Raw genomic sequence first — 26,497 nt, 5'->3', positions numbered from 1 at the left:
GAGCAACCCACTGCAGCGCCTCAGCGACTGTATCATTAATACGCCACTATGCGTTAGGTTGCGCGGTGCAAGCTGCCCTAGGGGCTTTGCGCATTCGTGCCGCACCGGGCCGGCTGGCCCTCACAAACCACACTTGAAAACAACTGCATGCAACGCTACAATATCCTCTGGGCCGACGACGAAATCGATCTGTTAAAACCGCACATCCTGTTTCTGAAGGAGCGCGGCTACGACGTAACCGGGGTGAACTCCGGCGCCGATGCCATTGAAGAGGTGCAGGCGCAGAACTACGACCTGGTGTTCCTCGACGAGAACATGCCCGGCATTACGGGCCTCGAAGCGCTGTCGGAGATTAAAGCGGCGCGGCCCACCTTGCCGGTAATCATGATTACCAAAAGCGAGGAGGAGCACATCATGGAGGAGGCCATCGGCTCGAAGATTGCCGATTACCTGATCAAGCCCGTGAACCCGAACCAGATTCTGCTGTCGGTGAAAAAGGTGCTCGATTACAACCGCCTGGTATCGGAGAAAACCAACAGCTCGTACCAGCGCGATTTCCGCCAGCTGGGCATGCAGCTTTCCGACCGCCTCTCGCCCTCGGAGTGGGCCGATGTGTACAAGAAGCTGGTATACTGGGAGCTGGAAATAAACGAGACGGAGGGCAAGAGCATGGCCGACGTCTTCAACATGCAGAAAGACGAGGCCAACACCTACTTCGGGCGCTTCATCACGGAGAACTACGAGGAGTGGGTAAACAACGAGTCGGACGACGCGCCGCTGATGTCGCACCAGCTCTTTAAAGAGCGCGTGTTTCCGCTGCTCAAGGAAACCGGCGACCAGCCCGTGTACTTCGTGCTCATCGACAACCTGCGCTACGACCAGTGGAAGGTGCTCGAGCCTATTATCGCTGAAATGTTCACGGTAGATCAGGAGGAGATGTACTACTCCATTCTGCCTACCACCACGGCGTACGCTCGCAACGCCATTTTCTCGGGCATGATGCCGGGCGAAATCCAGAAGAAGTACCCCAACCTGTGGGTGTGGGACGACGACGACGAGGGCAAGAACCTGCACGAGGCCGAGTTCATGGAAATCATGTTTCAGCGGGCCAACCAGAAGCACAAGTACAGCTACAACAAGGTAACCAACCTGCAGGCCGGCAAGGATTTGCTGGGCAAAATGGCCAACCTGCACAACAATTATAAGCTGAACGTCATCGTCTACAATTTCGTGGACATGCTTTCGCACGCCCGCACCGACATGGCCATGATCCGGGAGCTAGCCGCCGACGAATCGGCGTACCGCAGCATTACCCGCTCGTGGTTCCTGCACTCGCCGCTGTACGAGATGCTGCAGCAGATTGCCGACAAAAAAGGCAAGCTCATCATCACCACCGACCACGGCACCATCCGCTGCAAGCGCCCCTACAAGATTGTGGGCGACCGGAACACCAACACCAACCTGCGCTACAAGCACGGCAAAAACCTGGGCTTCGATGAGTCGCGCGACGTGTACGTGGTGCGCAAGCCCGAGCGCGTGTTTCTGCCCCGCGAAAACGTGTCGACGGCGTACGTATTTACCCTGGGCGACTACTTCTTCGCCTACCCCAACAACTACAACTACTACGTCAACTTCTACAAGGATACCTTCCAGCACGGCGGTATCTCGCTGGAGGAAGTTATCATTCCGTACATCACGCTTTCGCCGAAGGGCGCGTAAGGCAAAACGTGTTTCAAGCAAAAGGGCCGGCTACGTATGTAGCCGGCCCTTTTTGTTGGCGTCAGTATTATCGCATTCTTAAATGCCTTTGCTTTTTAGAAGTAACCAGCACGGCTCCGTTGATGGCACGGGTGCCGTAAAGGGCTGTTGCGCTGGGTCCGTGCAGTACACGTATACGCTTGAATCCGTCGGGGTTGAGGAGCTTGAATTTTTCGGCTGAAATAGTGCGGCCGTCGAGGATATACAAAGGCTCTGTACCCGGGTTGATTGTGCTGGCGCTGATCATTTTAAGACCAGCTTTTCGGACTGAGTCCTGCTGAGGTGCCGCAATGAGGCGCTGTGCAGTTGCTGATCCGGATAAGCTGAGAGTTGCCGCTAACAGCAGGTGTATTTTGGAACGGAGAGTACTCCGTGCGGTTGAAATTTTCATTACACTGGCTGATAGGTTGATTTAACCAATGGATGCATCGGGAGACATAATTGCATAAGCTGGCCACTGGCTTTAATTGAAATGAGGGCTGTATTGTTGCCTGGAAGGAATAACTCAATTGATAACCCGAAGCCTTCTTTAGTGCACCGTTGCATATCAATTGGGGCTTTTTCCGATCATATGACTTGCCCATGTGCGGCAGCCGCATTCAGCACCTAGGAGCTAGCTTCTTATGAAGAAACCTTTACACCTGTTTTGGCCTGTAGCCGCAGCTTGCTTGCTGGCGCCTTGGCCTTTACGAGTTGCTGAAGCGCAAACAGTAGAGCCAGCCAAAGGCACCGCACCCGACACCACCCGCCGGCACATTGCCCTAGGTGAAGTGGTGGTAGCGGCGTCGAGGGTAGAGGAGAGCCTGCTGAAGTCGCCGGTGACGGTGGAGAAGCTTGGCGCCCGCGACCTGCGCCTGGCGCCGGCTCCGTCGTTTTTCGAGGCCATAGAGAATGTGAAGAGCGTGCAGGTGATTACGCCCAGCCTTGGGTTTAAGGTGATAAACGCCCGGGGCTTTGCCAACACCACCAACGTGCGGTTTGCGCAACTGGTAGATGGCATCGACAACCAGGCACCACACATCGGCGGACCTATCGGCAACGCCCTAGGTCCGAGCGACCTGGATGTGGCTAGCGTGGAAATTGTGCCCGGCACGGCTGCGGCGCTTTACGGGCTGAACGCCATCAACGGGCTGGCCAACTTCAGCACCAAAAATCCTTTCACCTCCGAAGGACTGAGCCTACAGCAGAAAACCGGCGTCAACCATCTAGGCGATGCCAGCAGCGCGGCCAAGCTGTACTCCGAAACTAGCCTGCGCTACGCCCGGGCCCTAGGTGCCCGGTGGGCCTTTAAGCTTAACGGCACCTATACCCGCGGCTACGATTGGATAGCCAACGATCAAACCGACCTGTACCCGCAGGGCAACGCCACGGCCGGGCTGTCCGGCGGCCCCACCAACCCCGCCTACGACCCCGTGAACGGCTACGGCAACGAGTCGTCGAATAGGAACACCTTGAGCCTAGGCGGCAAAAGCTACGCGGTGGCGCGCACTGGCTACCTCGAAAAAGACGTGGTGGACTACCGCCTGCGCAACCTGAAAGCCGACGCGGCGCTGCACTTTCGGCCAAACGCCCGCACCGAGCTGGCCTATACCTACCGCGTAGCCGAGCTGGACAATGTGTACCAACGCTCGAACCGCTTTCGGCTGCAGGATTACGTACTGCAGCAACACGCGCTGGTCCTCACAACGCCCATTGTGCAAGCCCGGGCTTACCTGACGCGCGAAAACACCGGCCGTAGCTACAACCTGCGCAGCATGGCCGAAAACCTCGACCGCAGCTACAAGCCCGATGCCCAGTGGAACCGCGACTACACCGCTGCCTGGAACGCGGCCGTGCAAACCGGCCAATCGGTAGCCGAAGCCCACGCCACGGCCCGCGCCGAGGCCGATGCCGGCCGCTTGCAACCGGGCACCGAGGCCTTTCGGCAAAAGCTGCGCGAGCTGCAAGACATTAACAACTGGGACCAAGGCGCGGCCCTCCGCGTGCGGGCCGATCTGCTGCACGCCGAAGCCCAAGCCGACCTAGGGCGCGCCTTGCACAACAACCTGCTGCCGCGCCTGCCAGCATTCCTTGACCTGCGCGCCGGGCTCGACCACCGCACCTACATTATCGTGCCCGATAGCAATTACTTCATCAACCCCGATCCAAAAAAAGATCAGTTCAGCAACCTCACTTACCGCAAAACGGGTGGCTTTGTGCAAGGCGGCGCCCGGTTGTGGCGCGATGCCGTGCGGCTAACGGCCACACTGCGCGTCGACAAAAACGACTACTTCAGCTTGCGCCTGAACCCGCGATTTACGGCGGTAATGTCGCCCACGCAGCAGCACAACTTCCGGGTAAGCTACCAGAGCGGCTACCGTTTTCCGAGTTTGTTCGAGGGGTTTTCGAACGTAAACAGCGGGCAGGTGAAGCGCATTGGCGGGTTGCGCGTAATGTCGGATGGCGTGTTTGAGAACAGCTACCTGCGCAGCAGCATCGATGCATTCAACGCCGCCGTTACGGCCGCGGTAAATGCTAACACCAGCCCGGCGCCGGCCGCCGAAAAGCGCCGCGTAGCCATCGAAAACAACAAAGGGTTGCTGCGCCGCAACCCGTACACGTACCTGCGGCCCGAGCATATCCGTTCGCTCGAGCTGGGCTACAAAGCTGCGCTGCTGCCCCAAGGCCGGCTGCTGCTCGATGTCGACTTTTACTACAACCGCTACCGCGATTTTATTGCGCAAGTGGAGGCCTACGTGCCCAAAACCAACAACCCCGATTCGGCCGCGATTTACCTCAGCAACCGCGCGACCCAAAACCGCTACCGCCTCTGGACCAACTCGCAAACCCAAGTGTACAACTACGGCGGCTCGGCGGGCGGGCGCTACGAGCTGCCGGGCGGCTACCTGGCCGGTGCCAACCTTACCTACGCCCGCCTCGACCGCATTGAATCGGGCGACGGGCTGGAGGACGGCTTCAACACCCCGCGCTGGATTTACAACCTGAGCTTGGGCAACGAAAACGCCTACCGCGGCCTAGGCTTCGGCCTGAACTACCGCTGGCAGGCGAGCTACTACTCGCAAACTTTTCTGGTAACCGGCACGGTGCCGGCTTACGCCACTCTTGATGCGCAGCTAACCTACCAAGCACAAAAACCCAACGTACGCCTGAAGGTAGGCGCCACCAATTTGCTTAATCGGTACTACGTGTCGTTTTTGGGCGGGCCAAGCGTGGGCGGCTTGTACTACGCTGCCATCAGCTACGGAATCAACTAAGCACCTAGCGCAGGGCCAGGCTTTGCCGCTGCTGCTTGCGTTGGTTTAGCTCGTGCTGGCGGTAGAGGTGCTTCACCAGCTTGGCGCGGTAGTGCGGCGTAGTGCTGGCGTAAAAAGCCGTTTCGTAGTCGAACAGCGCCTCGGTGCTGGTTGCGGGCGGTACCGGGGCCTGCAGGTAGTTCACCATCAGCTCGAGCACCCGCGGGCTGGCGCCCTCCACGCACACTACCTCCACGCCCGTAGCGCCAATTTTTTTGCGGGCCTGCGCGGGGTTGAGCGTGCGCGTGCGCAGCACATCGGTGGGCTGCAGGGCGGCCGCGGCGGCAGGCTGCAGCAGCACCCCGTTGTAGAACACCAGCGGAGGCTTGTTGCTGCTTGGCGCGGTAGTTTGGGCGCCAAATGCCTGGCTGATGTGCGCATTGGCATTAGGCGAAATAGTGAGGCTTTGGGCCGAAGCCGTGCCGAAGCACAAGCTGCAGAGCACAGCGCCTAGGTAGGTGCGGGCGAGGTGAGGCATAGGGCGGGCAGTAAAAAACCGTGCCCGGTGCGGCGCTGCAACGTGGGCTGCAGCTGCCGGCTCAGGCACGGTTTCCTATACGCAAGGGCGCTGGCTTAGGCCAAAGCCCAGCCTTGCCGCGGCGGCTTAGCTGCCCCCGCCAGCGCGGCGCTTTTCGTCTTCGGCGCCACCCGAGCGGCGCTTGGTGGGCGCCACTTTATCGTTGCCGAAGCGGTAGGTAAACGACAGCGTAGCCTGGCGCGAGTCCTGCCGCTGGTAGAAGTTCTCGACGTAGTTGGCGTAGGTAGAGGTAGCCCGCACCGGCGAGGTGAAGAAGATATCCGAAACGCTCAGCTTCACATTCGCCTTCTTATCCCACAGGCTCTTCTGAACACCGGCCGCTACCTGACCTAGGGGCTGCACATCCAGGAAGCCGTACAGCTCGCGCGCCTGGTAGTTGCCATTCAGCTCGGCGCTCCAGCCTTTGCCAATCAGGAAGTTGTGGTTCGAGCTCAGGGTGTACGTCATGCGGCCGGCGTTCAGGTTGGTGCCCACCAGGTTGCCCTTGAAGCGCGAGTAGTAGAACACGGCGTTGTTGTACATATTCCACCACTTGGCAATTTCCACGGGCGCCGTTAGCGTCAGGGCGTAGTAGAACTGCTTATCTAGGTTGTTGGTGGTCGAAACCACGTTCACGCTCGTAGCCGACTCGGGCCGCACCACGCCCACCATGGGGTTATCGGTGATGCTGTAGCTCAGCCCTACGCTGTACTTCTGCTTGAAGGTGTGGGTCAGCTCCGTGTTGTAGCTGGTTTGGGGCAACAGCTCGGGGTTGCCTTCGCCGCGGGTATTGGCGTCGATGATAACCCGGAAGGGGTTGAGCTGCCCGTACGAAGGTCGGTCGATGCGGCGACTAAGCGAAAGCGAAGTCTCGTGCTTGTCGGAAAACTTGCGCTTGAGGGCCGCGCTTGGAAACAGCTGGAAGTAGTTGCGCTCGAAATCGGGGTCAACGCCTTCCTGAATCACTTCCTGCTTGCCTTCGGCATCAGTGCCCTCGGCGCGCAGGCCGCCCTGCAGGGTGTACTTATCGGCGGTGTAGTTGAAGTTGACGTAGCCGGCATAAATCTTCTCGTCGTAGCGGAAACGGTTGGTGCGCCCTAGGTCGATGTTGCCCTCGCCGTCGGTAAACACCACGTTGTTGTCGCTGTACACGTGGCTGATTTTGCCGCCGCCCTCGAAGCGCAGCGCCTTGCTCAGCGGCTGCACGTAGTCCACCTTCGCCGACTGAATGGTGAGGCGGCCGTCCTGGTCACCTAGGGTTACTTCGCCCAGTTGGTTGTCGCGGAAGATGCGCAGCTCCTGGCGGCGGTCGGTAATGTAGCGGGCGAAGTCGGCGTCGGCCGTCAGTTCGCGCACGCCCAACGAGTCCTTAAAGGTGTGGCGGAAGTTGAGGTTACCGGCGAAGTTGGGGCTCGTGGAATTGCGGTAGTTATCGGCCCGGAACCGGTCGGTTTGCTGGGCGCGCGTCGAGCCGTAGATGGTGGTCAGGTTGCTGCCATCCTGAATTACACGGTTGGTGAGGCCGCTTACCACGCCGCCAATTACTGTACGCTCGCCTAGGTTGTAATCGAGGCCGCCTTTCCAGCTCAGCGAGCGGAGGTCGAGGGGGCTGCGGTTTTGCTGCTCCGTGATGCGGAAGGGCAGCGCGCCGGGCGTCAGCCGGTCACCTTCGCGGTAGAAGTTGCGAGTGATGTCGAGCTTGGCAATGCCTTCGCGGTCGGAGGCGTTCAGCGAGCCGAACACGTTTGCGCCCTTGCGGCGGTGGTTCAGGCTTAGGCCTGTGTTGAACTTGTTGTAGATGCTGCGGCCGTAGCTGCCCGTAAAAGTGCCGTTGGTACCTAGGCGCTGGTCTTTCTTGAGGTTGATGCTGATGATGCCCGCCGAACCAGCCGCCTCGTATTTGGCCGGCGGGTTGGTAATCAGCTCGATGTTCTTCACTTGCTCGGCTGGCAGGGCGCGCAGGTAGTCGGCCAACTCTTGGCCCGTCATGGGCATGCGGCGGCCATCAATGAGCACCATCACGCCTTGGCGGCCGCGCAGGGCAATGTTGTCGCTGTTATCAACGGTTACGTTGGGCGAGCGGCGCAGCACCTCCAGGGCGGTGTTGCCAGCAGCGAGGGTGCTGCCTTCCACGTTCACAATGGTGCGGTCGGCTTCGCGCTCAAACGTGGGGCGCTGGCCCGTTACTTTCACCTCCTTCAGCTGGGTAGTGGCGCTGGCTGGCAACGTAAGAGCAGGCACTTGCACGCTTTCGCCAGCTACCTCAAACGGCTGCGACCATTGCCGCACAAAACCCAGCTGCGAAGCCGAAATCAGGTACTTGCCCGCTGCCGCCTGCTCGAACCGGAAGGCTCCTTTGTCGTCGCTGAATTCGGTTTTTACCACCGTGGAGTCGGCGGCGCGGTGCAGCGTAACGGTGGCGTAGTCGATGGCCGGGCCGGCCGCCGCACGCACGCTGCCGCTTACGCTAGCTGCGTTTTGGGCCTGAACCGAACGGTGGCTGGCCAGGCCGGCGAGTAGCAGCAAAGCCACGCGCGGACCTAGGGCCGTGGCATAGGGTAGCGGAAGGTTCATAGCTGAAAGGGGTTGGCTGTTGAGCTGAGGAGAAGGTGTGTGTTGCAATACGAATTATTTCGTAGTAAACGTACGAAGGTGTTCGTATTTCTTGTATTCGATGCGGCAAGAAAATTTCAGGAGGCCGCTAACTGATTCATGGTCAATGAATCAGGCGCTCAGGTAGGAGAGTGGCAGTTTTGGGTAATGCGCTCGAGCAGGCTGCGCAGCTGGCCCAGTTCATCTTCAGAAATACCGGCCAGGGCGGTTTTGCGGTTCTCGTTCACGATGGGCTGCACCGCGTCCAGAATGCGGTGCCCTTCTTCGGTTACCCGCAGCTGGGTGCGGCGGCCATCGTGCGGCAGGGGCACGGCGGAGAGCAGGCCGCGCTGGGTGAGCAGCGCCAGAATGCGGGCTACCGAGGCCTGGTCCTTGAAAACGCGCTCCGCAATTTCGTTTTGCGTGAGGTCGTCGTGCTCCAGCAGCACCCGCAACACCAGCCACTGATCGATGGTGATGTTGATGCCCGCCCGATCGATGTTGGCCTGCGCCATGCGGCGGTAGCTCCGGATGGCTTTGTCGAGCGAGTAGAAAACGATGTTGGAGAGCATGGCGGCGGTGTTCTGAGGTCGGCTGGTGCAAAGACTATGACATATCATAGAAGTTGCATCGATGAAGCGCTTTGCTTAAGGTAAGTATCTGGCTACAAAGTGTAAACGCAAACGGCTGTTCGGTTTTATCGCGCCGGGCGGCGGCGTGCTGCTATGTGGCCAATAAGAATGCCATATTGGTAAATGATTGTTAGTCAGATTATTGCTGGTAATTGACTTGCTTGTGCTGCAAATAATCTGTCCGTTTCCGGACGCAGTGTTCGAAAACGAACCCTCGGGGTGGCCGTATCTGCAGCGTTAGCGTTCTTTGTAGCACAATGGCATACATCAATTACTCCGAGGTACGCGAAGACAACGGGTACCTCGTGCGCGAGCTGCACGGCGTTACGCTCGTGCAGATACTGGATTATCTTTTGGCGCACTACAGCTGGGCGGAGCTGGACGACCGCATCCGCATCAACTGCTTCGCCAACAACCCCACCAAAAAGTCAAGCCTCAACTTTTTGCGCCGCACGCCCTGGGCCCGCGAGAAAGTGGAGCAGCTCTACATCGATACCCGCGCCCGCGAATTGGTGCGCCAGCGCCGCGCCGATAACCAAAAAGCCGCCGATGCCGGCACCGCCCCGCAGTAAATCCTAGGTCCTCTGTTGCTTTATCCCCTAGGTGCACCTAGGCTTGCAAACGACAACAGCCCAGGCACGGCCCGGGCTGTTGTCGTTTGCGTTTGCTCGCTCTCAGAGCTATAAATACCTTATTGCAGCTTGTCCAGGGCGGCTTGCAGGCGCGGCAGGGCGGCCTGAATAGCTTCGAGCGAGGCCCCGCCAACCGAGGCCCGGAACCACGGCGCCGTGTCTTCGGAGCCAAACGCGCTGAACGGCACCAGCGCCACGCGCGCTTCGCTGATGAGGTACGAGGTAAGTTCCTTGGTGGAGCTGAGCACCTGCCCGGCGGGCGTACGCTTGCCCAGTACATCGAGCTTGATGGTGAGGTAGATAGCACCCATGGGCACAATGGCATCAACGGCGTAGCCCTGCTGCTGCAGCTCCTTCAGGCCTTGGTAAAGCGCATCCAGGCTCTGCTGAATTTTCTCGCGGAAGCTGCCCACGTAGCTATCGACGGCGGCTTGCTGGGGCAGGTAGTGCGCCGTGGCCATTTGTTCGGCCTTGGGTGCCCAGGCCCCGATATGACCTAGGATGGCCTTCATCTTATCGATGACGTTGCTGGGGCCGAAGGCGTAGCCCACGCGCACGCCGGTAGCCGCCAGCGCCTTCGAAATGCCGTCGATGTAAATAACATAGTCGCGCAGCTCGGGGCGCAGGTTCACGGGGTCGTAGTGCGCGGTGTTGCCGAAGGTGAGCAGCCAGTAAATCTGGTCGTACATGATGTACAGCGGCTTCTCGTGGGGGCCGCGGCGCTTGTTTTCGGCAATTACCAGGTCGCAAATTTCCTCCAGGTCTTTCTGCGCGAACATGGTGCCCGTGGGGTTCAGCGGCGAGCAAAGGGCCAGCAGCGTAGCCCCCGGCAGGTGCGGCGCTACCTCGGCCGCGGTGGGCATAAAGTTGTTTTCGGGCGAGGTTTCTACCAGCACGCCCTCGGCGCCCGAGAGGTGGCAGTAGTGGTTGTTGTTCCAGGAGGGTACCGGAAACACCACCTTGTCGCCGGGGTCGACGAGGGCCATGTAGGTGGCGTAGATGAGCGGACGCGAGCCGCCGGCCACCAGAATATCGTTGGGGGAGTAATCGAGACCTAGGCGGCTCCGCAGAAACTCGGCCGCGCTCTGGCGCAGCTCGGCCACGCCGTTGGCGGGCGGGTAGTTGGTGTTGCCCGCTTGGTAGGCCTGGGTTATTTCAGTGGCCAGCTCAGCCGGAATCGGGTAAATGCTCGGGTCGAAGTCGCCGATGGTGAGGTTGCAGATTTGCTCCCCCTTCCGGATCATGTCGTTTACTTCGTTGCCGATTTTGATGATTTCGGAGCCGATCAGGCTGCCGGCCATTTTGGAAACTTGCATGGAGTTGGAGTTCAGCAGGTGCAGAGATGCGGCGCCCCGGCCGGGCTGCGGCGCTGCAAGTTAGGTGGGTGGTTGGTTTTTGCCGCCGCGCTACCTAGGGCCAGCGCCGGGCCGTACTTTTGCCCTATGCCGATTACTATCGAGATACCCACGCTGCAGGCGTTGCCCGCTGCCGCCGCGCAGCTGCAGGCCGCCCTGGAGGCTGAGCGCTGCCCCATTGTACTGCTGGAAGGGGAGATGGGCGCCGGCAAAACCACCCTGATCCGGGCCTTGTGCAAAGCTCTGGGAGTGTCCGATGAGGTGAGCAGCCCCACCTTCTCGCTCGTGAACGAGTACCGCGACGCCCGCAACCGCCCCGTCTATCACTTCGATTTTTACCGCATCGATTCGGTTGAAGAAGCCGAACGAATTGGGGCACAGGAGTACTTCGATTCTGGTTATCTTTGCCTGATAGAGTGGCCGAGTCGCGTCGGGCCGCTGCTACCGCCGGATCGGCTGCTTGTTACCGTGGAGGTAACCGGGCCCGAGTCGCGCCGGGTGCAGGTGCAGCGCGAAACGACCTAGGCCACCCGCATCTGCCCACTCCGCCTAACCGAGCTACCACTCCCCCGCAAGAATGCCCGAACAGCTACCACCCGGCTTTTCGTCGTTGGCGACGAACCCTGGCCGCGCCTACGTGCCCCAGGAATCCATGCTGGCAATTGAAACCCGCCGCCGCAAGCTGTTCATTGGGTTACCCCGCGAAACCTCCCTGCAGGAAAACCGCCTCGGCCTCACGCCCGAGGCCGTAAAGCACCTCGTAAACGAGGGCCACGAGGTAGTAATGGAGAGCGGGGCCGGCGAACCAAGCAAGTACTCCGACCACGACTACTCCGAAGCCGGCGCCAGCGTGGTGTACACCGCCAAGGAGGTGTACGAGGCCGATGTGGTGCTAAAAATTGCCCCGCCCACGCTCGACGAAATGGAGCACATGCACGCCGGGCAAACCCTGATTTCGGCGCTGCAGTTTGGCTCGCTCACGGTGGAGTACCTCACGGCCCTGCAGCGCAAAAAGATCAACGCCATCAGCTTCGAGCTCATCAAGGACCCCTCGGGCGCCAAGCCGGTGGTGCGGGCCATGAGCGAAATTGCCGGCTCAACGGTGATGCTGATTGCGGCCGAATACCTGGCCCGCTCCAACGAAGGCAAAGGCATTATCCTGGGTGGCATTACGGGCGTGCCGCCCTCGCAGGTGGTAATCCTGGGCGCCGGCACCGTGGCCGAATATGCTGCCCGCGCCGCCATTGGCCTGGGGGCCGATGTGAAGGTGTTCGATAACCACCTCTACAAACTGCGTCGCCTCAAGCAAAACCTGGGCGCGCCCCAGCTGTTCACCAGCACGTTCGACGGCTTCACGCTCAACCAGCAAATTCGCCGCGCCGACGTGGTAATCGGCGCCCTGAACGCCGAGGAAGGCCGCGTGCCTTTTATGGTGTCGGAGGACGTGGTGAGCACCATGGCGCCGGGCTCCGTCATCATCGACGTGAGCATCGACCAGGGCGGCTGCTTTATGACAAGCGAAATCACGACGCACAGCAAGCCCGTGTTCCGCAAGTACGACGTGATTCACTACTGCGTGCCCAACATTGCCTCGCGCGTGCCCCGCACCGCAACCAATGCCCTGAGCAATATTTTCATGCCCATTTTGCAGGAAATCAGCCAGCACGGCGGCATCAACGAAGCCCTGTTTGCCGACGAGCATTTCCGCTCGGGCGTGTACCTCTACAAAGGCTCGCTCACCAACGCCACCATTGCCCGCCGCTTCAACCTGCGCTATAAGGAGCTGGGGCTGATGATTGCCGTGCGGAATTAGGCTTACAGCTATGCTTTACAAACGGCCCGGCCCGGATGCACCTGTGCATCCGGGCCGGGCCGTTTGTGCGCGGCAGGTAAAGTTCTTTGAAAAAATATTAGCGCAATATGCTATTTGATCAAAAGGGTAAGTATCAGAAATGCAGAGTTTTATAAAAATTGGTTGTGAGGTAGCGCCCATAAACCATACTCCAGCTTGAAGCGGGACGAGCTTGGTAAGCAACAGGATCATTTATAGATTAACTATTACTCCTCCAATGAGCCCCCTGCGCCTTAAGTGGTGAGATTGGTACTCCGCCTGCCGAAAACGTGATTTCGATTGCACGCACATCACCTCACTTCACACCTATCACATGAAACATTACGGTATCACCTTGCTGGCTACCAGCTTGTTGCTGGTTACAAGCTGCCAGAAAAACGATTTGGAGCCCAGCCGAACGCCGGCCGCCAACATTGCCGCCAGCGACATTACCACCGTCTGCGTCGAAGACAAGGTTACTTTCAACAACGTGTCGGCGGGTACGCTGCTGGGGGCCGCCGGCAGCACCATCAGCAGCACCAACGGCGTTTCGGTGGGCGTGCGGGCCGACAACCCGCACTACTCGCAGGCCAACGAGGCCATTGTGTTCAGCACCAACCCGCTTTCGAGCTCCGAAGACAACGACCTGGGCACCCCGAACTGGGAGAATGGCGGCACCGGCACCGGCGACGCGGGCATCAGCGGGCCTTACATTAACGACAAACCGCTGGGCAACATCCTGGTGTTGCACAACTACCGGGAGTACCCGGTTTCGCAGCCCAACGACGACGATTTCAACGGCACCGCTTCGGATTACGGTACCATTACGTTCGACTTCAGCAGCGTGGGCTCGGTTACGGCTAAGTCCATCACGGTAATCGACATCGAAGCCGCGGAAAGCGAGTACGGCCGTGCGCTGCTCTACAACGGGGCTACTTTGCTCAGCACCGTTGTGTTCCCGAGCACCGGCTCGAACGGGGTGGCCGTCGTCGACCTAGGGAACGTGCCGAATGTTACCTCCATTCGGGTAATTGTAGGCGGCTCCATGGGCATCGACGACCTCACCTTCTGCCGCACGGCCCCGCCCAGCAACTGCTGCACCTATACCCAAGGCTACTGGAAAAACCACCCCGAGGCCTGGCCGGTGAGCAGCCTGACCCTGGGCAGCCGCACCTACACCAAAGCCCAACTGCTCGAAATCCTGAACACCCCCGTACGCGGCAACGGCCTGATTTCGCTGGCGCACCAGCTGATTGCGGCCAAGCTGAACGCGGCCAACTGCAACGGCGTTTCGCCCGTGGCCAACACGATTTCGCAGGCCGATGCGCTGATCGGTGGGCTTATAGTCGGCGGCTCGGGCTCCCTGGCGCCGTCGGCTACCAGCACCCTCACCAGCCGCCTCGATAGCTACAACAACGGCAACCTAGGCACGCGGCACTGCGGCTAGCTGCCCCACTGCCACACAAAAGCGGCGCCCGGATTGCTCCGGGCGCCGCTTTGCGTGAGGGCCCTAGGTGGCGCGGCCTATTAGCCGGCCAGCAGCAGCACTTTCCAGGCGTCCAGCAGGCGGCCTTCTTCCAACATCGTTTTGCCGAGCAGCACCAGCTGCTGTCGTTGTGCGGCGGGGTTGTCGCGGTACTTGTTGAGGGTGTAGGCCACCAACGGCTCGTCGCGGAACGCAGCCACGGCCTCGGGCGTGGGCAGGGCCTCTTGCTCGATGTTGCCGAGGCGCCCTAGGTTGTTGCCGGTAAGCACGTCGCTGGTGCGGATGTGCGCGGGCAGCTGGTCGATGCCGATGCCTTTGTTGCGGTTGGGCTTGGGCACTTCAAACAAGCTTTCGGGGATAACGCGCGAGTACCAGTCGCCGCCGAGGCGCGCCACCGCATCGAACTTGTGCGGATCGACGCCTCCGTTGCCGGGCAGCAGAATATCCTCGCGGAAGTGCGACTGCACCACGCGGCACACCACCAGGTTGCCGCCGCCGTGCTCGTTGCCAATGGCAATTACCTGCTCCACCACGCACTCAAACGACACCGGGCACTCGGCCACGCGCGGCGGCCGCACCATATCGGATTTCAGCTCCGTAAGCCCCGCTTTTCGGAATTCGTTGACGCTGCGCTCGTACTCCGTTGAGGCCAGCGACATTTGCTCGACCAGCGGGTAGTCGCAGATGTTGATGACGCACTCGGGCACCTCGTCGCGCACGTTGTAGAGGGTGTGCTTCTGGGTGTTGTCGCGCACGCGGTTGGCCGGCGAGAAGATGAGCGTGGCCGGGTTGGAGCTGAACACGTTGAAAAAAGAGAACGGGCTCAGGTTCACGTTGCCTTCGCGGTCAATGGTGCTCACGAAAGCAATGGGCCTGGGTGCCACGGCGCCCAGCATAAACTGGTGCCACTCGGGGCCTTTAAGCGTGCCGGGCGTGATGGTGCGAAACGAAGCGGTGGGAGCAGAGTTGGGCATGAACGGCAGTCAGTATTTGCGCCCGAAGTTCTGGCTTTGCGGGGAATTCATTGCTGCTAGTCCTCCGAATGCCACTCGCGGGTGGTGCTGCTGTAAGTGGCATCGACCATCGTGCCGGCGTAATATCCCAGCGAATAGCTGGTAGCACGGGGTTTCGCTTCGCCCGGAAACGAGGAGTTGGGCGGCACACGGTATACAAACGGCCGAGCGTTTAGCAAGCCTTCCGCCGTGCTCGGTACTTTGGGCAGATATGCAGGTACCAGCGTGGCCAGCGAATCGGGGTAGTAGCCGCGCTCCTTGCGGAACAGCTCCAGCTGATCGATAATGAGGTTAGCCCGCTGCTTCGTGATGTACGACTGTACACTACAAATTGGGAGCATCAACGGAATACTTATGAACAGAGCGCTGAGCAAAGGCCAAAAAAGACGTCGGATTGCAAGGGAGTACCTTGGTAGGGTGAGGTCAAGCAGCGCGTACACCGCGGCTACTGGCAAACTGGCTAGCAGCTGAAACCAGATCAGCATTGGTTCGCTTGCTTCGGTGTGGAAGTAAACAAGCACTGCGAGTAGCACAAGGAAAATACGCGTCATGGATGCGCGCCGAATGGATAACTTCAAAGCCGAATTCTTTAGCAATAATAGCTTCGCAGTTTATGCATTTTCGGGCATTGGTGCTTACCGGCATGCTGGTTAGCGGATTTGTGGTAGATACCATGGGCATGTCGGCCGACTCGGCCCGGCTACGCAAGCACCTCGCGTACCTCATTAGCACACCCCAGCCCCGCAACCACGAGCAGGTGCCTGTGCTCGACAGCGTAGCCGCGTACCTAGGGCGGCAGTTGCAAGCGGCCGGGGCCCGCGTGAGCGAGCAGCCTTACCAGGTGGCCGGCAACACCTACCGCAACGTTGTCGGCTCCTTTGGGCCCGCCGATGCCCCTAGGATAATTGTTGGTGCCCACTACGATGTGTGCGGTACCCAACCCGGCGCCGACGACAACGGCTCGGGCGTGGCGAGCTTGCTTGAATTGGCTCGCCTGCTCGGCCAGCAAAGCCAACTCCGCCACCGCATCGATCTGGTAGCCTACACCCTCGAAGAGCCGCCTTACTTCCGCACCAAGCACATGGGCAGCTACGTGCACGCCAAGTCGTTGCATGATGCGAAGGTGCCGGTACTCGGTATGGTTTCGTTGGAGATGCTGGGGTATTTCGATGAGCGCAAAGGCTCGCAGCACTACCCGTTTGGCCCGCTAAAGCTGGTGTACGGCAGCCGCGGCAACTACGTAACCACCGTGCGCAAATTTGGCAACGGTAGCTTCAGCAGGCCTTTTGCCCGCACCTACAAACGCATGGCCCAGCTGCCGGTGCGCCGCTTTCAGGCGCCAGCCGCGCTGCCCGGCATCGACTTCTCCGACCACCTGAACTACTGGCAATTCGGCTACTCGGCGCTGATGCTCACGGACACGGCTTTCTTCCGCAACCGCAACTATCACCACGCCACCGACAGCATTGAGAAGCTGGATTTCGGCCGCATGGCCCTGGCCGTTGATGCCGTGTTGGCTACGCTGCTGCGGATGTAAGCGGCAGTAAATGAGCAACTGGATGCTGCGAACAAATGCGATTTCAGCTATACTTTGCTAATTAACTATATGTTTGCTAACTAGGTATAGCAAGCCAACCTCAGCTGCTATACTTACCATGAACAAGCCGCCTTGTCCTAAATGCGACTCCACGGATGCTACCAAAAGCGGCGTTATCGGCGACAGGCAGCGGTATAAGTGCAAAAACTGCGGGTACCATTTCACGGTGGCGAAGGTAGGACGGGAGATTAACTCGTACTACGTTATCAAGGCCCTGCAATTGTACATCGAGGGCGTGAGCTACCGCGAAATTGAACGTTTGCTGGGAGTCAGCCACGTATCGGTGATGAACTGGGTGAAAAAGTACGGCGTGAAGGCGCCCAGGCAAACTGAGTACCACCCAACCTACCAGATTCTCAATCAGAAAGAGCTGACCGTGTTTTTTCAGGACCCCAAAAACCTAAAAGGGGCGGGGCTGGTGGTAACCGAGCTGGGCGACAAATTCATGCTGATTAGGTGGGAGCGGTTTAAGCACGCCTAGGTGCCGAGCTATATAATTAGCAGAACGATAGCACGGGCGTGACTTAGCCCGCTGGATTTGCCTACTTGGTTGGGCCGCGCCGTGAGTGTCACCCCGGTGTGCGGTTTGTGTGTATCCCATCCCACATCAGCCAACCAAAACGTTATGCAGAAAGCTCGCTACGCATTGGTATTGAGTGCCTTGCTTGCCAGTGCAGGTGCTTCGGCACAGGTTACGCCGCCGGCGCAGCCTACCACGCCCACGACACCTACGCCGCCGGTGCCTGCAAGCCCCACCGAAACTGCGCCGGCACCCGCACCGCAGTCGGTTCCGGCCGGCGTGCCCGCGCCGGCTGCGCAGTCGCAGCAGCCGGTAGCGCCGCCACCGCCCCCGGCCGAGTCGGTGCCGTACGGCGCGGGTATGAAGGTGAACCTCTCGCCCGATGGCTCGAAGTACCTGCGGTTTATTACCTGGCACCAGATCTGGACGCGCTATACCCAAAACAACACCGGCACGCTGCGGGCCCCGGGCAAACCCCAGGCCGAGCAGGTTGACTTTGCCGTTCGCCGCTCCCGCCTCATCATTCTGTCGCAGCTGAACCCGCGCTTCCTGATTTACACCCACATCGGCATCAACAACCAAACAGCCGTGAGCGGGGGCGTAAACCCCACCGCCGACGGCAAAAAGCCGCAGTTGTTTGTACACGAGGCCGTGGTAGAATTTAAAGTGAACAAGTACCTGAGCCTGGGCTCGGGCATGCACTACCAAAACGGCCTTTCGCGCCTCACGCGCTCCAGCACCCTCAACTTCCTCACGCTGGATGCCCCGCTGACCAACTGGCCCATCATCGAAACCGCCGACCAGTTTGCGCGCGGCATCGGGGCCTACGCCAAAGGCCGCGTGAAAAAGCTCGATTACGCTTTTTCGGTCAACGAAACCTTCCTGACGAACCAGGCCAGCACGCCGCTATCGTTGGGCGTGACGACGGGCACCGGCCCGGCGGCCATCAGTACCGGCACCAACGTAGCGCAGTACAACCCCCAGAGCACCAAGCACATCTTTCAGGGGTACCTGAGCTGGGAGTTTCTGGATCAGGAATCGAACCTGCTGCCCTTTAACGTGGGCACCTACCTGGGCACCAAGCGCGTGTTTAACCTAGGCGGGGGCTTTTTGTACAACGCCGACGGCATGTACTCGCGGGCTACCTCCAGCGTGGTAAACGGCCCCGTGATGACCGCGGCCGGGCAGCCGGGCGCCAACGTTTTCGATCTGATTCCGACGCGCAAGCACGACATCGCGCTGCTCTCGGCCGACGTGTTTTTCGACACGCCCCTCAACAAGGACAAAGGCACGGCCTTTACCGTGTACGGCGTGTACTACAAATACAACTTCGGGCCGAACCACGTGCGCTACATCGGGGCCTCCAACCCGGGCTACGGCGCCAGCGCGCTACGCGGCAACGCGGTGCCGCACTCCGGCACGGGCAACATCGGCTTCGTGGAAACGGGCTACCTGCTGCCCAAAAACACCCTGGGCCCCAAGGTGCGCTTGCAGCCCTATGCCTCGTACCTGCTGGCCAGCTACGAGGGCCTGCGCAAGCCCAACGGCAACATCCAGAACGTGAACATCCTCGACGCGGGCGCCAACTTTTACCTCGACGGGCACAACGCCAAGTTCACCCTCAACTACCGCCACCGGCCCGACTTCAGCAACCAAACCGCCACGCCCGATGGGCCCGCCCGCGTGAACGGCGTGAAGTACCGCCCCGAAATCACCCTGCAAACCCAGGTTTTCTTGTAAGCCTCTCAACCGAAACGCCTTTTCAACCTCTCTACTTCCCGAAACCTCATGGCACAGAACCTTCCTAACCGCGACGCCGCTGCCACGGCCGCCCTGGCGGGCAACCCGGGCGGCGTGGCCGCCGAGCCCCTGGCCCACGATAACAACACGGTGTCGAAAAGCAAGATCTGGCAGGTCATCACGGCCTCGTCGGTGGGTACCGTTATCGAGTGGTACGACTTCTACATCTTCGGCTCGCTGGCGGCCATTATCGGGCCGGTGCTGTTCGGCTCGTCCGGCAAAATCGAGGATACTATTCTGGGGGCGCTGGCCGTGTTTGGGGCCGGCTTTGTGGTGCGCCCGTTCGGCGCGCTCGTGTTCGGCCGCATCGGCGACATGATCGGCCGCAAGTACACCTTCCTGCTTACGCTGCTGATTATGGGCGGCGCCACCTTCGTAACGGGCCTCATCCCGAGCCACGACCAGATTGGCCTGGCCGCCCCGCTTATCGTGCTGGTGCTGCGCCTGTTGCAGGGCTTGGCCCTGGGCGGCGAGTACGGCGGCGCCACCACCTACGTGGCCGAGCACTCGCCCGATAAGCAGCGCGGTTTCTACACCTCGTTTATTCAGATTACGGCCACAGCGGGTTTGTTCCTGAGCATTCTGGTAATCATTGCCACCCGCAAGATTATGGGCGAGGTGGAGTTTAAGGAGTGGGGCTGGCGCATTCCGTTTCTGCTGTCGGGCTTCCTGGTAGTGGCCTCGTACTACATCCGCCGCAAGCTGCACGAGTCGCCGCTGTTCGCCAAGGCCAAAGCCGAGGGCAAAACCACCCAAAACCCGCTGAAGGAGTCGTTCCTGAACCCCGTAAACCGCCGCCTGGTGCTCATTTCGCTGTTTGGCGCCACCATGGGGCAGGGGGTAGTGTGGTACACGGGCCAGTTCTACGCCTATTCCTTCATGCAGAACACCCTGAAGATGGACATCGTGGATGCCAGCCTGGTGCTGTGCATGGCTTTGCTGCTGGCCACGCCGTTCTTTGTGTACTTCGGCTCGCTGTCGGACCGCATTGGCCGCAAAAAGATCATCATGATGGGTTTGCTGTGCGGCGCGCTCTTCACCATGCCCATCTTCTACGGCCTCAAGGAGTTTGCCGGGCCCATTACCGAGGTTACGCCCGCTACCGTTGATGCCGCCGGCAAAGCCGTACCGGCCGTGATGAAAGCCCTCTCGCCGCAGATTATTCCGATGACGGCGCTGGTGTTCTGCCTGGTGCTGTTCGTGACGATGGCCTACGGCCCGATTGCGGCTTACCTCGTAGAGCTGTTCCCCACCAAAGTGCGCTACACCTCGCTGTCGTTGCCCTACCACATCGGCAACGGCGTATTTGGGGGCTTTGTGCCGCTGATTGCCACGGCCCTTACGCTGCGTGCCGCCGCCGCCGATGCGCCTTTCATCAAGGAGCACAGCTTCCTGGCCGGCCTGGTGTACCCCGTGGGCATTGCCCTCATCTGCTGGCTGATTGGCATGGCCCTGATGAAGGACGTGCGCAACGTGAAGCTGATGGAAGAGCAGCCCGAAAACGCCTAGGTCGCAACAGCCCACCGCGGCGGCGGGCAGGCTCGCTCACAGGCCAAAAGCCGCCGCAACGCTCATTTTAAAGTTGGTTTGGAAACAATGTCCGCCGTTCCGTTGGGGCGGCGGACTTTCCCTTACCTCGAAATTTCGGTAGCTTTTGTCAGCGCGATTATCGCCCTAGGTATGCAACATCCCTCAGCCCCCTCGGAGCAAGCCGAACAACGCCGCGGCCAGCGCCTGCTGTTTGTAGCCGTGCTGTGCACGGTGCTGCTCACGTTTCCGCTCTTGGCCATCGTCGACAGGCCCCTGCGCGTGGCCGGGGTGCCGGTGCTATACCTCTACGTGCTGGCCGTGTGGGTGCTGGTGGTGCTGCTAACCGGCTGGCTGGTTCGGCGAAGGGGGAATGATGAATGAGGAAGGAAGCAGGCCTTTGGGCCTGGATCCGGCCGCCGCGCCAGGCCTTTTCCATTTGTCCCGTTGCGCTTCAAGCTTCCCTGTTAATCATCCTTCTTCGATCTTCCTTCTTCCTTAACTCCCGATGTCCAAGTTGCTTGTTATAGGCTGTTCGCTGGGCTACCTGCTGCTTTTGTTTGCAGTGGCCTACGCCGCGGAGCACCGCTCGGCGCGGCGGCGCAGCCTTGTGAGCAACCCCTACGTGTACGCCCTGAGCATGGCCGTGTACTGCACCGCCTGGACGTACTACGGCTCGGTGGGGCGGGCCGTGCACTCGGGGCTGGAGTTTGTCACGATTTACCTGGGGCCCACCTTGCTGGCCCCGGTGTGGTGGCTGGTGCTGCGCAAAATCATCCGCATTTGCCGGCAGCAAAGCCTCACTTCGCTGGCCGATTTTGTGTCGGCGCGTTACGGCAAAAGCGCTTCGCTGGGTGCCTTGGTTACGGTGCTGTGCGTGCTGGGGGTAGTGCCTTATATCGCGCTGCAGATCAAGGCCATTGCGCAGTCGTTTGACATCCTGACGCAGGGTGCCGCCTCGCTTTCCGCGCTGCCGCCGGCAGGCGGCGCGCTGGCGCAAAGCACTGCCTTTTATACTACTGCCGCACTGGCCTTTTTCACCATCATATTTGGCGTGCGCTCGGTAGAGGCTACCGAGCGGCACGAGGGCATTGTGCTGGCTATTGCGTTGGAGTCGCTGATCAAGCTTGTGGCGTTCCTTGCGGTGGGGGCCTTTGTGACGTTCGGCTTGTTCGGCGGCTTCACCGACGTGTTTAACCAAGCCGAGGCCGTACCGGCGTTGCAGCGCCTGTTTACCCTGCAGGGCGCCGGTACCAGCCCCTCGCAGTGGCTTACGCTGCTGTTGCTCAGCGGCGCCGCCATTTTGCTGCTGCCGAGGCAGTTTCAGGTGGCCGTGGTAGAAAATGCCAGCGAAGACCACCTGCGCAAAGCCATGTGGCTGTTTCCGCTCTACCTCATTGTCATCAACGTGTTTGTGCTGCCGGTGGCCCTAGGTGGCGCCTTGCGCTTTGGCCTGGGGGTAGGCGGCCCCGATGCCGACACCTTTGTGCTGGCCCTGCCCCTGAGCAGCGGGCACACGGGCCTGGCGCTGCTCACCTACCTGGGCGGCGTGTCGGCGGCCAGCTCCATGATTATCGTGGAAACCATTGCCTTGGGCGTGATGATCAGCAACCACCTGCTCATGCCGCTGCTGGTGCGCATACCCGCCTCGCGGCCCCAGCTGCAGCCGCGGTGGTTTGCCTACCTAGGGCGCGTGGTGCTGCACAGCCGCCGCGCGGCGGTGGTGCTGGTGCTGCTGCTGGCCTACGTGTACTACGCCACCGTGGGGCGGCAGCTGCCGCTCGTCAACATCGGCTTGGTGTCGTTTGCGGCGGTGGCGCAGCTGGCGCCGGCCGTGCTGGGCGGCTTGTACTGGAAGGGCGGCACCCGCATGGGCGCCACGGCCGGCCTAATTGGCGGCTTCGCGGCGTGGTTTTTTACCTTGGTGCTGCCCACGGTTGGCGGTACCCACATGGTGCCCGCCTCGGTGCTTACCCAAGGGGCTGGTGCTGTGGCCGAGTTGCGGCCCGAAGCCTTTATGGGCCTCGAAGGGCTCGATCCGCTGCCGCACGGCTTGTTTTGGAGCTGGCTGCTGAACATTGGCCTGTACGTGGGGGTGTCGCTGGCCGGCCGGCCCACGGCTACCGAGCAGCGCCAGGCCGATGCCTTTGTGGATGTGTTTCGGGTGGGCAGCCCGGCCGATGCGCCCGCCACCTGGAAGGGCGCCGCACCCATGCCCGATTTGCGCGCGTTGCTGGTGGGCTTCCTGGGTCGTAAGCGAGCCAACCAAGCCCTGCGGCAGTTTGAGGAGCGCTACCCCGATGCCGCGGTGCACGCCGCCGACGGCACCCCCGTAGCCCACGCCGACCCTAGGTTGCTGGCCTACGCCGAAACCCTGCTGGCAGGCACTATTGGGCCCGCGTCGGCGCGGTTGCTGCTGGCTACTTCGGTAGGCGTGGAGGAAATGAGTTTCGACAACGTGGTGGGCGTGCTGCGCGAGTCGCAGCAGCTGCTTGAGGCCAACCGCAAGCTGCGCAAACAATCGCAGCAGCTGCAGCGCCTCACCGAGGAGCTGCAAGGCGCCTACGACCGCCTGCGCGAGCTGGATCAGCAGAAAGACGAGTTTCTGTACACCGTAACGCACGAGCTGCGCACGCCGCTTACCAGCATTCGGGCCCTATCGGAAATCCTGGCCGACAACCCCGACATCGACGAGGAAGAACGCTTCCGTTTTCAGAGCACCATCACCAAAGAAGCCGAGCGCCTCAGCCGCCTGATTACGCTGGTGCTCGATCTGGAGAAGTTTGAATCGGGCAAGGCTACCCTGGAGCGCACGCCCGAGGATGTAGCCGAAATCATTAACGACGCCACCGAAGCTGTGGGGCAGCTGGTGCGCGACAAGCAGCTTACCCTCGATGTGGTGGTGCCGCCTGGCTTGCCGCCCGTACCCGCCGACCGCGACCGGCTGATGCAGGTACTCGTGAACCTGTTGTCCAACGCCGTGAAATCGTGCAAGCCCGGCGAAGGGCGCATCGGCATTGCCGCCGAAGCCGCGGCCGGTGGGGTAGTGCGCATCACCGTCAGCGACAACGGCAAGGGCATCGACCCGGCTTATCACGAACTCATTTTCGACAAGTTCTTTCAGGCCAAAAACCAAACCATGCGCAAGCCCGAAGGCTCGGGCCTGGGCCTCGCCATTACCAAGAAAATTGTGGAGCTGCACGCCGGCCGCATTGGGGTGGTAAGCGCGCCGCAGCAGGGCGCCCGCTTTTGGGTGGAGCTGCCCGCCGCGCCGCCGCTCGTTAGTACCTAGGGCGCACGCCCTGCTTTACGGTAGGGGTGCACCACACATCGTTTTTCGCGTCATTGCTCTTGCTCCACTACCGCTTACCCCACACCCATGAAAACAACCGAAGCTGCTCATAAAGTACTGGTGGTCGACGACGAACCGAACATCGTGATGTCGCTGGAATTTTTGCTGCGCAAAGCCGGCTATGTCGTGAGCATTGCCCGCAACGGCACCGAGGCCCTCGAGGCCATCGAGCGGGAGCCGTTCGGCGTGGTGCTGCTCGATATCATGATGCCCGACGTGGATGGCTACCACGTGTGCCGCCACCTGCGCCAGCTGCCCGCGCACCAGGATACCAAAGTCATCTTTTTGTCGGCCAAAAGCCGCGAAGCCGATATCCAGAAGGGTTACGAAGCCGGCGCCGATTTGTACCTCACCAAACCCTTCTCTACGCGCCAGCTGCTCGATAAAGTTCGGGAGCTGGCACCCATTACCACCTAGGGCTGCGCCCCAACTGCCGCTTACCCGCCAACCCTCTTTCCCACAACCTACGCCATGAAACCAGCTCCCGCCCCAACCTATGCCGCGGCGCATGCCGCCAGTCTTGCCACCCCGGCCGGTTTTTGGGCGGAGCAAGCCCAGGCCATTCAGTGGTTCGAGCAGCCCACGCAAGTGCTGGCTCAGCAAGGTGGCTTGTACCGCTGGTTTATTGGTGGCCAACTGAATACGTGCTACTTGTGCCTCGATTACCACGTAGCCAACGGCCGGGCCGAGCAAGTGGCGCTGATTCAGGATTCGCCGGTAACCAACACGGTGCGGCGGTTTACCTACCGCGAGCTGCTCGAGCTTACGGCCCGCTTTGCTGGCGGCCTGCGCGACCTAGGCGTGGCCAAAGGCGACCGGGTTATCATCTACATGCCCAACGTGCCCGAGGCGGTAATAGCCATGCTGGCCTGTGCCCGCCTAGGTGCCGTGCACTCGGTGGTGTTTGGGGGCTTTGCGCCGCACGAGCTGGCCGTGCGCATCAACGATGCCCAGCCGAAGGTGATAGTATCAGCCTCGGGCGGCATCGAAATCGATAAAATAATCCCGTACAAACCGCTGGTTGATGCCGCTATTGAGCAGGCCAACCACAAGCCCAAGCACGTGGTGGTGCTGCAGCGCGAAGCCATTGCCCACAGCGTGCACGCCCACATGCAACCCGGTCGCGACGTGGACTACCAAACGCTGCTCCAAGTCGCGCCGGCCGATTGCGTGCCCGTGGCGGCCACCGACCCGTTGTACATTCTGTATACCAGCGGCACCACCGGCAAGCCCAAAGGCGTAGTGCGCGACAACGGCGGCCATGCCGTGGCCCTTAAGTATAGCATGAGCGCCATTTACGGCGTGCAGCCCGGCGAAACGTTTTGGGCCGCCTCCGACATTGGCTGGGCCGTGGGGCACAGCTATATTGTGTACGGGCCGTTGCTGCACGGCTGCAGCTCGGTGCTCTACGAGGGCAAGCCCGTGCGCACTCCCGATGCCGGGGCCTTCTGGCGCGTAATTCAGCAACACGGAGTAAGCGTGCTGTTCACGGCGCCCACGGCCATTCGGGCCATCAAGAAAGAAGACCCCGAAGGCTTATTGCTAAAGCAGTACAAATTGCCCACGCTGCGCCACCTGTTTCTGGCCGGCGAGCGGTGCGACCCTGCCACCTACGAGTGGGCCGGTGCGCACCTGGGCGTGCCGGTAATCGACCACTGGTGGCAAACCGAATCGGGCTGGCCCATGCTGGCTACCATGGTAGGCCTGGCCGACATGCCCGCGCCGCGTGCCGGCTCGGCCGGCCACCCGGTGCCGGGCTACGATGTGCAGATCCTCGACGAGGCCGGCCAGCCCGTGCCTGCCGGTACTACCGGCTTGGTGGCCGTGCGCCTGCCGCTACCGCCCGGCTGCCTGCCCACGCTCTGGAACGACGACGAACGGTTTCGGCAATCCTACCTGAGCACCTTCCCGGGGTACTACCTTTCCGGCGACGGCGGCTACCAGGATGCCGAAGGCTACCTCTACATCATGGGCCGCGTCGATGACGTGATTAACGTGGCGGGCCACCGGCTGAGCACCGGCGAAATGGAAGAGCTGCTGGCCGCGCATCCCGCCGTGGCCGAGTGCGCCGTGCTGGGCATTGCCTGCGAGCTGCGCGGGCAGCGGCCCGTGGGCCTGGTGGTGCTGAAGGATGGCCAAACCATCGGCGAAGCCCAGCTCGAAACCGAGCTGGTGCAGCGCATCCGCGAGCAGATTGGGGCGGTAGCGTGCTTCCGGCAGGTGCTGGTGGTGAAGCGCCTGCCCAAAACCCGCTCGGGCAAAATCCTGCGCAAAACCATGCGCCAACTGGCCGATGGCGAAGCGTTCAGCACGCCTTCCACCATCGACGACCCGCTGATCCTGGACGAAATAAAGGCCGCTATGGCCGCCCGGGGCATTGGCCGGGCCTTCGAGCCTGCGGCCGATTTGCTGCCCGTGCCGGCTCCGCAGGCCTAGGTCGGCTTACCAGCCATTGGGTGCCACCGCCAACGCGCAGCTAGTCTGCCTCTTCTTAGAATTCTCTTCAACTCCAAACACCCTACTTCGATGCTCACTTCGCCCGCTGCGCGTACTTCCGAAAACGGTACGCTTCCCACCAATCCGGCTCCGCCC

At 60.9% G+C, this 26,497-nt stretch carries 21 protein-coding genes; 14 read left to right on the top strand and 7 right to left on the bottom strand.

Features of this window, described 5'->3' with window-relative positions; all coding sequences use genetic code 11:
* Positions 1-147 precede the first annotated feature (147 nt).
* Positions 148-1,719 carry a T9SS response regulator signal transducer PorX gene (gene porX / locus OIS50_RS06325; protein WP_264693476.1) on the top strand — a complete coding sequence of 524 codons (1,572 nt, stop codon included), beginning with the start codon at positions 148-150 and terminating at the stop codon, positions 1,717-1,719.
* A gap of 67 nt (positions 1,720-1,786) precedes the next feature.
* On the opposite strand, the gene OIS50_RS06320 is transcribed toward porX, so the two are convergent.
* On the bottom strand, positions 1,787-2,149 hold the full coding sequence (locus OIS50_RS06320) for a Plug domain-containing protein (RefSeq protein WP_264693475.1): 363 nt from the start codon (positions 2,147-2,149) through the stop codon (positions 1,787-1,789).
* Positions 2,150-2,381: 232 nt separating this feature from the next.
* On the opposite strand from OIS50_RS06320, the gene OIS50_RS06315 reads away from it, so the two are divergent.
* Positions 2,382-5,012, top strand: coding sequence for a TonB-dependent receptor (locus OIS50_RS06315; RefSeq protein WP_264693474.1), 2,631 nt, complete (start codon positions 2,382-2,384; stop codon positions 5,010-5,012).
* A gap of 4 nt (positions 5,013-5,016) precedes the next feature.
* Here the strand turns inward: OIS50_RS06315 and OIS50_RS06310 are convergent, their stop codons facing one another.
* From OIS50_RS06310 to OIS50_RS06300, 3 genes are all read right to left on the bottom strand, one after another.
* Positions 5,017-5,529 carry a hypothetical protein gene (locus OIS50_RS06310; protein WP_264693473.1) on the bottom strand — a complete coding sequence of 171 codons (513 nt, stop codon included), beginning with the start codon at positions 5,527-5,529 and terminating at the stop codon, positions 5,017-5,019.
* A 126-nt stretch (positions 5,530-5,655) separates the two neighbouring features.
* The gene (locus tag OIS50_RS06305; RefSeq protein ID WP_264693472.1) at positions 5,656-8,142 is read right to left on the bottom strand and encodes a TonB-dependent receptor; all 2,487 of its coding nucleotides are present in this window, start codon (positions 8,140-8,142) and stop codon (positions 5,656-5,658) included.
* A gap of 158 nt (positions 8,143-8,300) precedes the next feature.
* Positions 8,301-8,732, bottom strand: coding sequence for a MarR family winged helix-turn-helix transcriptional regulator (locus OIS50_RS06300; protein ID WP_264693471.1), 432 nt, complete (start codon positions 8,730-8,732; stop codon positions 8,301-8,303).
* Between the two features lie 317 nt (positions 8,733-9,049).
* Between OIS50_RS06300 and OIS50_RS06295 the strand changes: the two genes are divergently transcribed.
* A complete protein-coding gene (locus tag OIS50_RS06295) occupies positions 9,050-9,364 on the top strand; it encodes a VF530 family protein (protein WP_264693470.1) in 315 nt (104 codons plus the stop codon).
* Positions 9,365-9,483: 119 nt separating this feature from the next.
* Here the strand turns inward: OIS50_RS06295 and OIS50_RS06290 are convergent, their stop codons facing one another.
* Positions 9,484-10,740, bottom strand: a complete 1,257-nt coding sequence (locus tag OIS50_RS06290) for a pyridoxal phosphate-dependent aminotransferase (RefSeq protein WP_264693469.1) — start codon at positions 10,738-10,740, stop codon at positions 9,484-9,486.
* Positions 10,741-10,866: 126 nt separating this feature from the next.
* On the opposite strand from OIS50_RS06290, the gene tsaE reads away from it, so the two are divergent.
* The 3 genes from tsaE to OIS50_RS06275 all read left to right on the top strand — a co-directional run bounded on the left by tsaE (position 10,867) and on the right by OIS50_RS06275 (position 14,057).
* Positions 10,867-11,304, top strand: coding sequence for a tRNA (adenosine(37)-N6)-threonylcarbamoyltransferase complex ATPase subunit type 1 TsaE (gene tsaE, locus OIS50_RS06285; protein WP_264693468.1), 438 nt, complete (start codon positions 10,867-10,869; stop codon positions 11,302-11,304).
* Positions 11,305-11,356: 52 nt separating this feature from the next.
* On the top strand, positions 11,357-12,592 hold the full coding sequence (locus OIS50_RS06280) for an alanine dehydrogenase (protein ID WP_264693467.1): 1,236 nt from the start codon (positions 11,357-11,359) through the stop codon (positions 12,590-12,592).
* A 352-nt stretch (positions 12,593-12,944) separates the two neighbouring features.
* Positions 12,945-14,057, top strand: coding sequence for a hypothetical protein (locus tag OIS50_RS06275; RefSeq protein ID WP_264693466.1), 1,113 nt, complete (start codon positions 12,945-12,947; stop codon positions 14,055-14,057).
* An 80-nt stretch (positions 14,058-14,137) separates the two neighbouring features.
* Here the strand turns inward: OIS50_RS06275 and OIS50_RS06270 are convergent, their stop codons facing one another.
* Together OIS50_RS06270 and OIS50_RS06265 are read right to left on the bottom strand one after the other, a co-directional pair.
* On the bottom strand, positions 14,138-15,070 hold the full coding sequence (locus OIS50_RS06270; protein ID WP_264693465.1) for a flavin reductase family protein: 933 nt from the start codon (positions 15,068-15,070) through the stop codon (positions 14,138-14,140).
* A 56-nt stretch (positions 15,071-15,126) separates the two neighbouring features.
* A complete protein-coding gene (locus OIS50_RS06265; protein ID WP_264693464.1) occupies positions 15,127-15,450 on the bottom strand; it encodes a hypothetical protein in 324 nt (107 codons plus the stop codon).
* Between the two features lie 272 nt (positions 15,451-15,722).
* Between OIS50_RS06265 and OIS50_RS06260 the strand changes: the two genes are divergently transcribed.
* The 8 genes from OIS50_RS06260 (at position 15,723) to OIS50_RS06225 (ending at position 26,341) form a co-directional block, all read left to right on the top strand.
* The gene (locus OIS50_RS06260) at positions 15,723-16,646 is read left to right on the top strand and encodes a M28 family peptidase (protein WP_264693463.1); all 924 of its coding nucleotides are present in this window, start codon (positions 15,723-15,725) and stop codon (positions 16,644-16,646) included.
* Positions 16,647-16,764: 118 nt separating this feature from the next.
* Positions 16,765-17,187 carry an IS1/IS1595 family N-terminal zinc-binding domain-containing protein gene (locus OIS50_RS06255; protein ID WP_264693462.1) on the top strand — a complete coding sequence of 141 codons (423 nt, stop codon included), beginning with the start codon at positions 16,765-16,767 and terminating at the stop codon, positions 17,185-17,187.
* A 144-nt stretch (positions 17,188-17,331) separates the two neighbouring features.
* Positions 17,332-18,966: a hypothetical protein gene (locus tag OIS50_RS06250; RefSeq protein ID WP_264693461.1), complete on the top strand. Its 1,635-nt coding sequence runs from the start codon at positions 17,332-17,334 to the stop codon at positions 18,964-18,966.
* Between the two features lie 48 nt (positions 18,967-19,014).
* The gene (locus OIS50_RS06245) at positions 19,015-20,535 is read left to right on the top strand and encodes an MFS transporter (RefSeq protein ID WP_264693460.1); all 1,521 of its coding nucleotides are present in this window, start codon (positions 19,015-19,017) and stop codon (positions 20,533-20,535) included.
* A 171-nt stretch (positions 20,536-20,706) separates the two neighbouring features.
* Positions 20,707-20,937 carry a hypothetical protein gene (locus tag OIS50_RS06240; protein ID WP_264693459.1) on the top strand — a complete coding sequence of 77 codons (231 nt, stop codon included), beginning with the start codon at positions 20,707-20,709 and terminating at the stop codon, positions 20,935-20,937.
* A 124-nt stretch (positions 20,938-21,061) separates the two neighbouring features.
* Complete coding sequence (locus OIS50_RS06235) at positions 21,062-23,845, top strand: sensor histidine kinase (protein WP_264693458.1); 2,784 nt, start codon at positions 21,062-21,064, stop codon at positions 23,843-23,845.
* A gap of 87 nt (positions 23,846-23,932) precedes the next feature.
* Positions 23,933-24,322, top strand: a complete 390-nt coding sequence (locus tag OIS50_RS06230; RefSeq protein WP_264693457.1) for a response regulator transcription factor — start codon at positions 23,933-23,935, stop codon at positions 24,320-24,322.
* Between the two features lie 54 nt (positions 24,323-24,376).
* On the top strand, positions 24,377-26,341 hold the full coding sequence (locus OIS50_RS06225) for a propionyl-CoA synthetase (protein WP_264693456.1): 1,965 nt from the start codon (positions 24,377-24,379) through the stop codon (positions 26,339-26,341).
* The last annotated feature ends 156 nt before the right edge of the window (positions 26,342-26,497 follow it).

It is taken from the genome of Hymenobacter sp. YIM 151858-1, from assembly GCF_025979705.1.
Classification (GTDB): Bacteria; Bacteroidota; Bacteroidia; order Cytophagales; family Hymenobacteraceae; genus Solirubrum.
This window is presented reverse-complemented; position numbering and strand designations above follow the sequence as displayed.

Bases quoted from the DNA above. Each gene is read 5' to 3' on its own strand.
- porX (WP_264693476.1), top strand. From the start codon at position 148: ATGCAACGCTACAATATCCTCTGGGCCGACGACGAAATCGATCTGTTA.
- OIS50_RS06320 (WP_264693475.1), bottom strand. From the start codon at position 2,149: ATGAAAATTTCAACCGCACGGAGTACTCTCCGTTCCAAAATACACCTG.
- OIS50_RS06315 (WP_264693474.1), top strand. From the start codon at position 2,382: ATGAAGAAACCTTTACACCTGTTTTGGCCTGTAGCCGCAGCTTGCTTG.
- OIS50_RS06310 (WP_264693473.1), bottom strand. From the start codon at position 5,529: ATGCCTCACCTCGCCCGCACCTACCTAGGCGCTGTGCTCTGCAGCTTG.
- OIS50_RS06305 (WP_264693472.1), bottom strand. From the start codon at position 8,142: ATGAACCTTCCGCTACCCTATGCCACGGCCCTAGGTCCGCGCGTGGCT.
- OIS50_RS06300 (WP_264693471.1), bottom strand. From the start codon at position 8,732: ATGCTCTCCAACATCGTTTTCTACTCGCTCGACAAAGCCATCCGGAGC.
- OIS50_RS06295 (WP_264693470.1), top strand. From the start codon at position 9,050: ATGGCATACATCAATTACTCCGAGGTACGCGAAGACAACGGGTACCTC.
- OIS50_RS06290 (WP_264693469.1), bottom strand. From the start codon at position 10,740: ATGCAAGTTTCCAAAATGGCCGGCAGCCTGATCGGCTCCGAAATCATC.
- tsaE (WP_264693468.1), top strand. From the start codon at position 10,867: ATGCCGATTACTATCGAGATACCCACGCTGCAGGCGTTGCCCGCTGCC.
- OIS50_RS06280 (WP_264693467.1), top strand. From the start codon at position 11,357: ATGCCCGAACAGCTACCACCCGGCTTTTCGTCGTTGGCGACGAACCCT.
- OIS50_RS06275 (WP_264693466.1), top strand. From the start codon at position 12,945: ATGAAACATTACGGTATCACCTTGCTGGCTACCAGCTTGTTGCTGGTT.
- OIS50_RS06270 (WP_264693465.1), bottom strand. From the start codon at position 15,070: ATGCCCAACTCTGCTCCCACCGCTTCGTTTCGCACCATCACGCCCGGC.
- OIS50_RS06265 (WP_264693464.1), bottom strand. From the start codon at position 15,450: ATGCTCCCAATTTGTAGTGTACAGTCGTACATCACGAAGCAGCGGGCT.
- OIS50_RS06260 (WP_264693463.1), top strand. From the start codon at position 15,723: ATGCATTTTCGGGCATTGGTGCTTACCGGCATGCTGGTTAGCGGATTT.
- OIS50_RS06255 (WP_264693462.1), top strand. From the start codon at position 16,765: ATGAACAAGCCGCCTTGTCCTAAATGCGACTCCACGGATGCTACCAAA.
- OIS50_RS06250 (WP_264693461.1), top strand. From the start codon at position 17,332: ATGCAGAAAGCTCGCTACGCATTGGTATTGAGTGCCTTGCTTGCCAGT.
- OIS50_RS06245 (WP_264693460.1), top strand. From the start codon at position 19,015: ATGGCACAGAACCTTCCTAACCGCGACGCCGCTGCCACGGCCGCCCTG.
- OIS50_RS06240 (WP_264693459.1), top strand. From the start codon at position 20,707: ATGCAACATCCCTCAGCCCCCTCGGAGCAAGCCGAACAACGCCGCGGC.
- OIS50_RS06235 (WP_264693458.1), top strand. From the start codon at position 21,062: ATGTCCAAGTTGCTTGTTATAGGCTGTTCGCTGGGCTACCTGCTGCTT.
- OIS50_RS06230 (WP_264693457.1), top strand. From the start codon at position 23,933: ATGAAAACAACCGAAGCTGCTCATAAAGTACTGGTGGTCGACGACGAA.
- OIS50_RS06225 (WP_264693456.1), top strand. From the start codon at position 24,377: ATGAAACCAGCTCCCGCCCCAACCTATGCCGCGGCGCATGCCGCCAGT.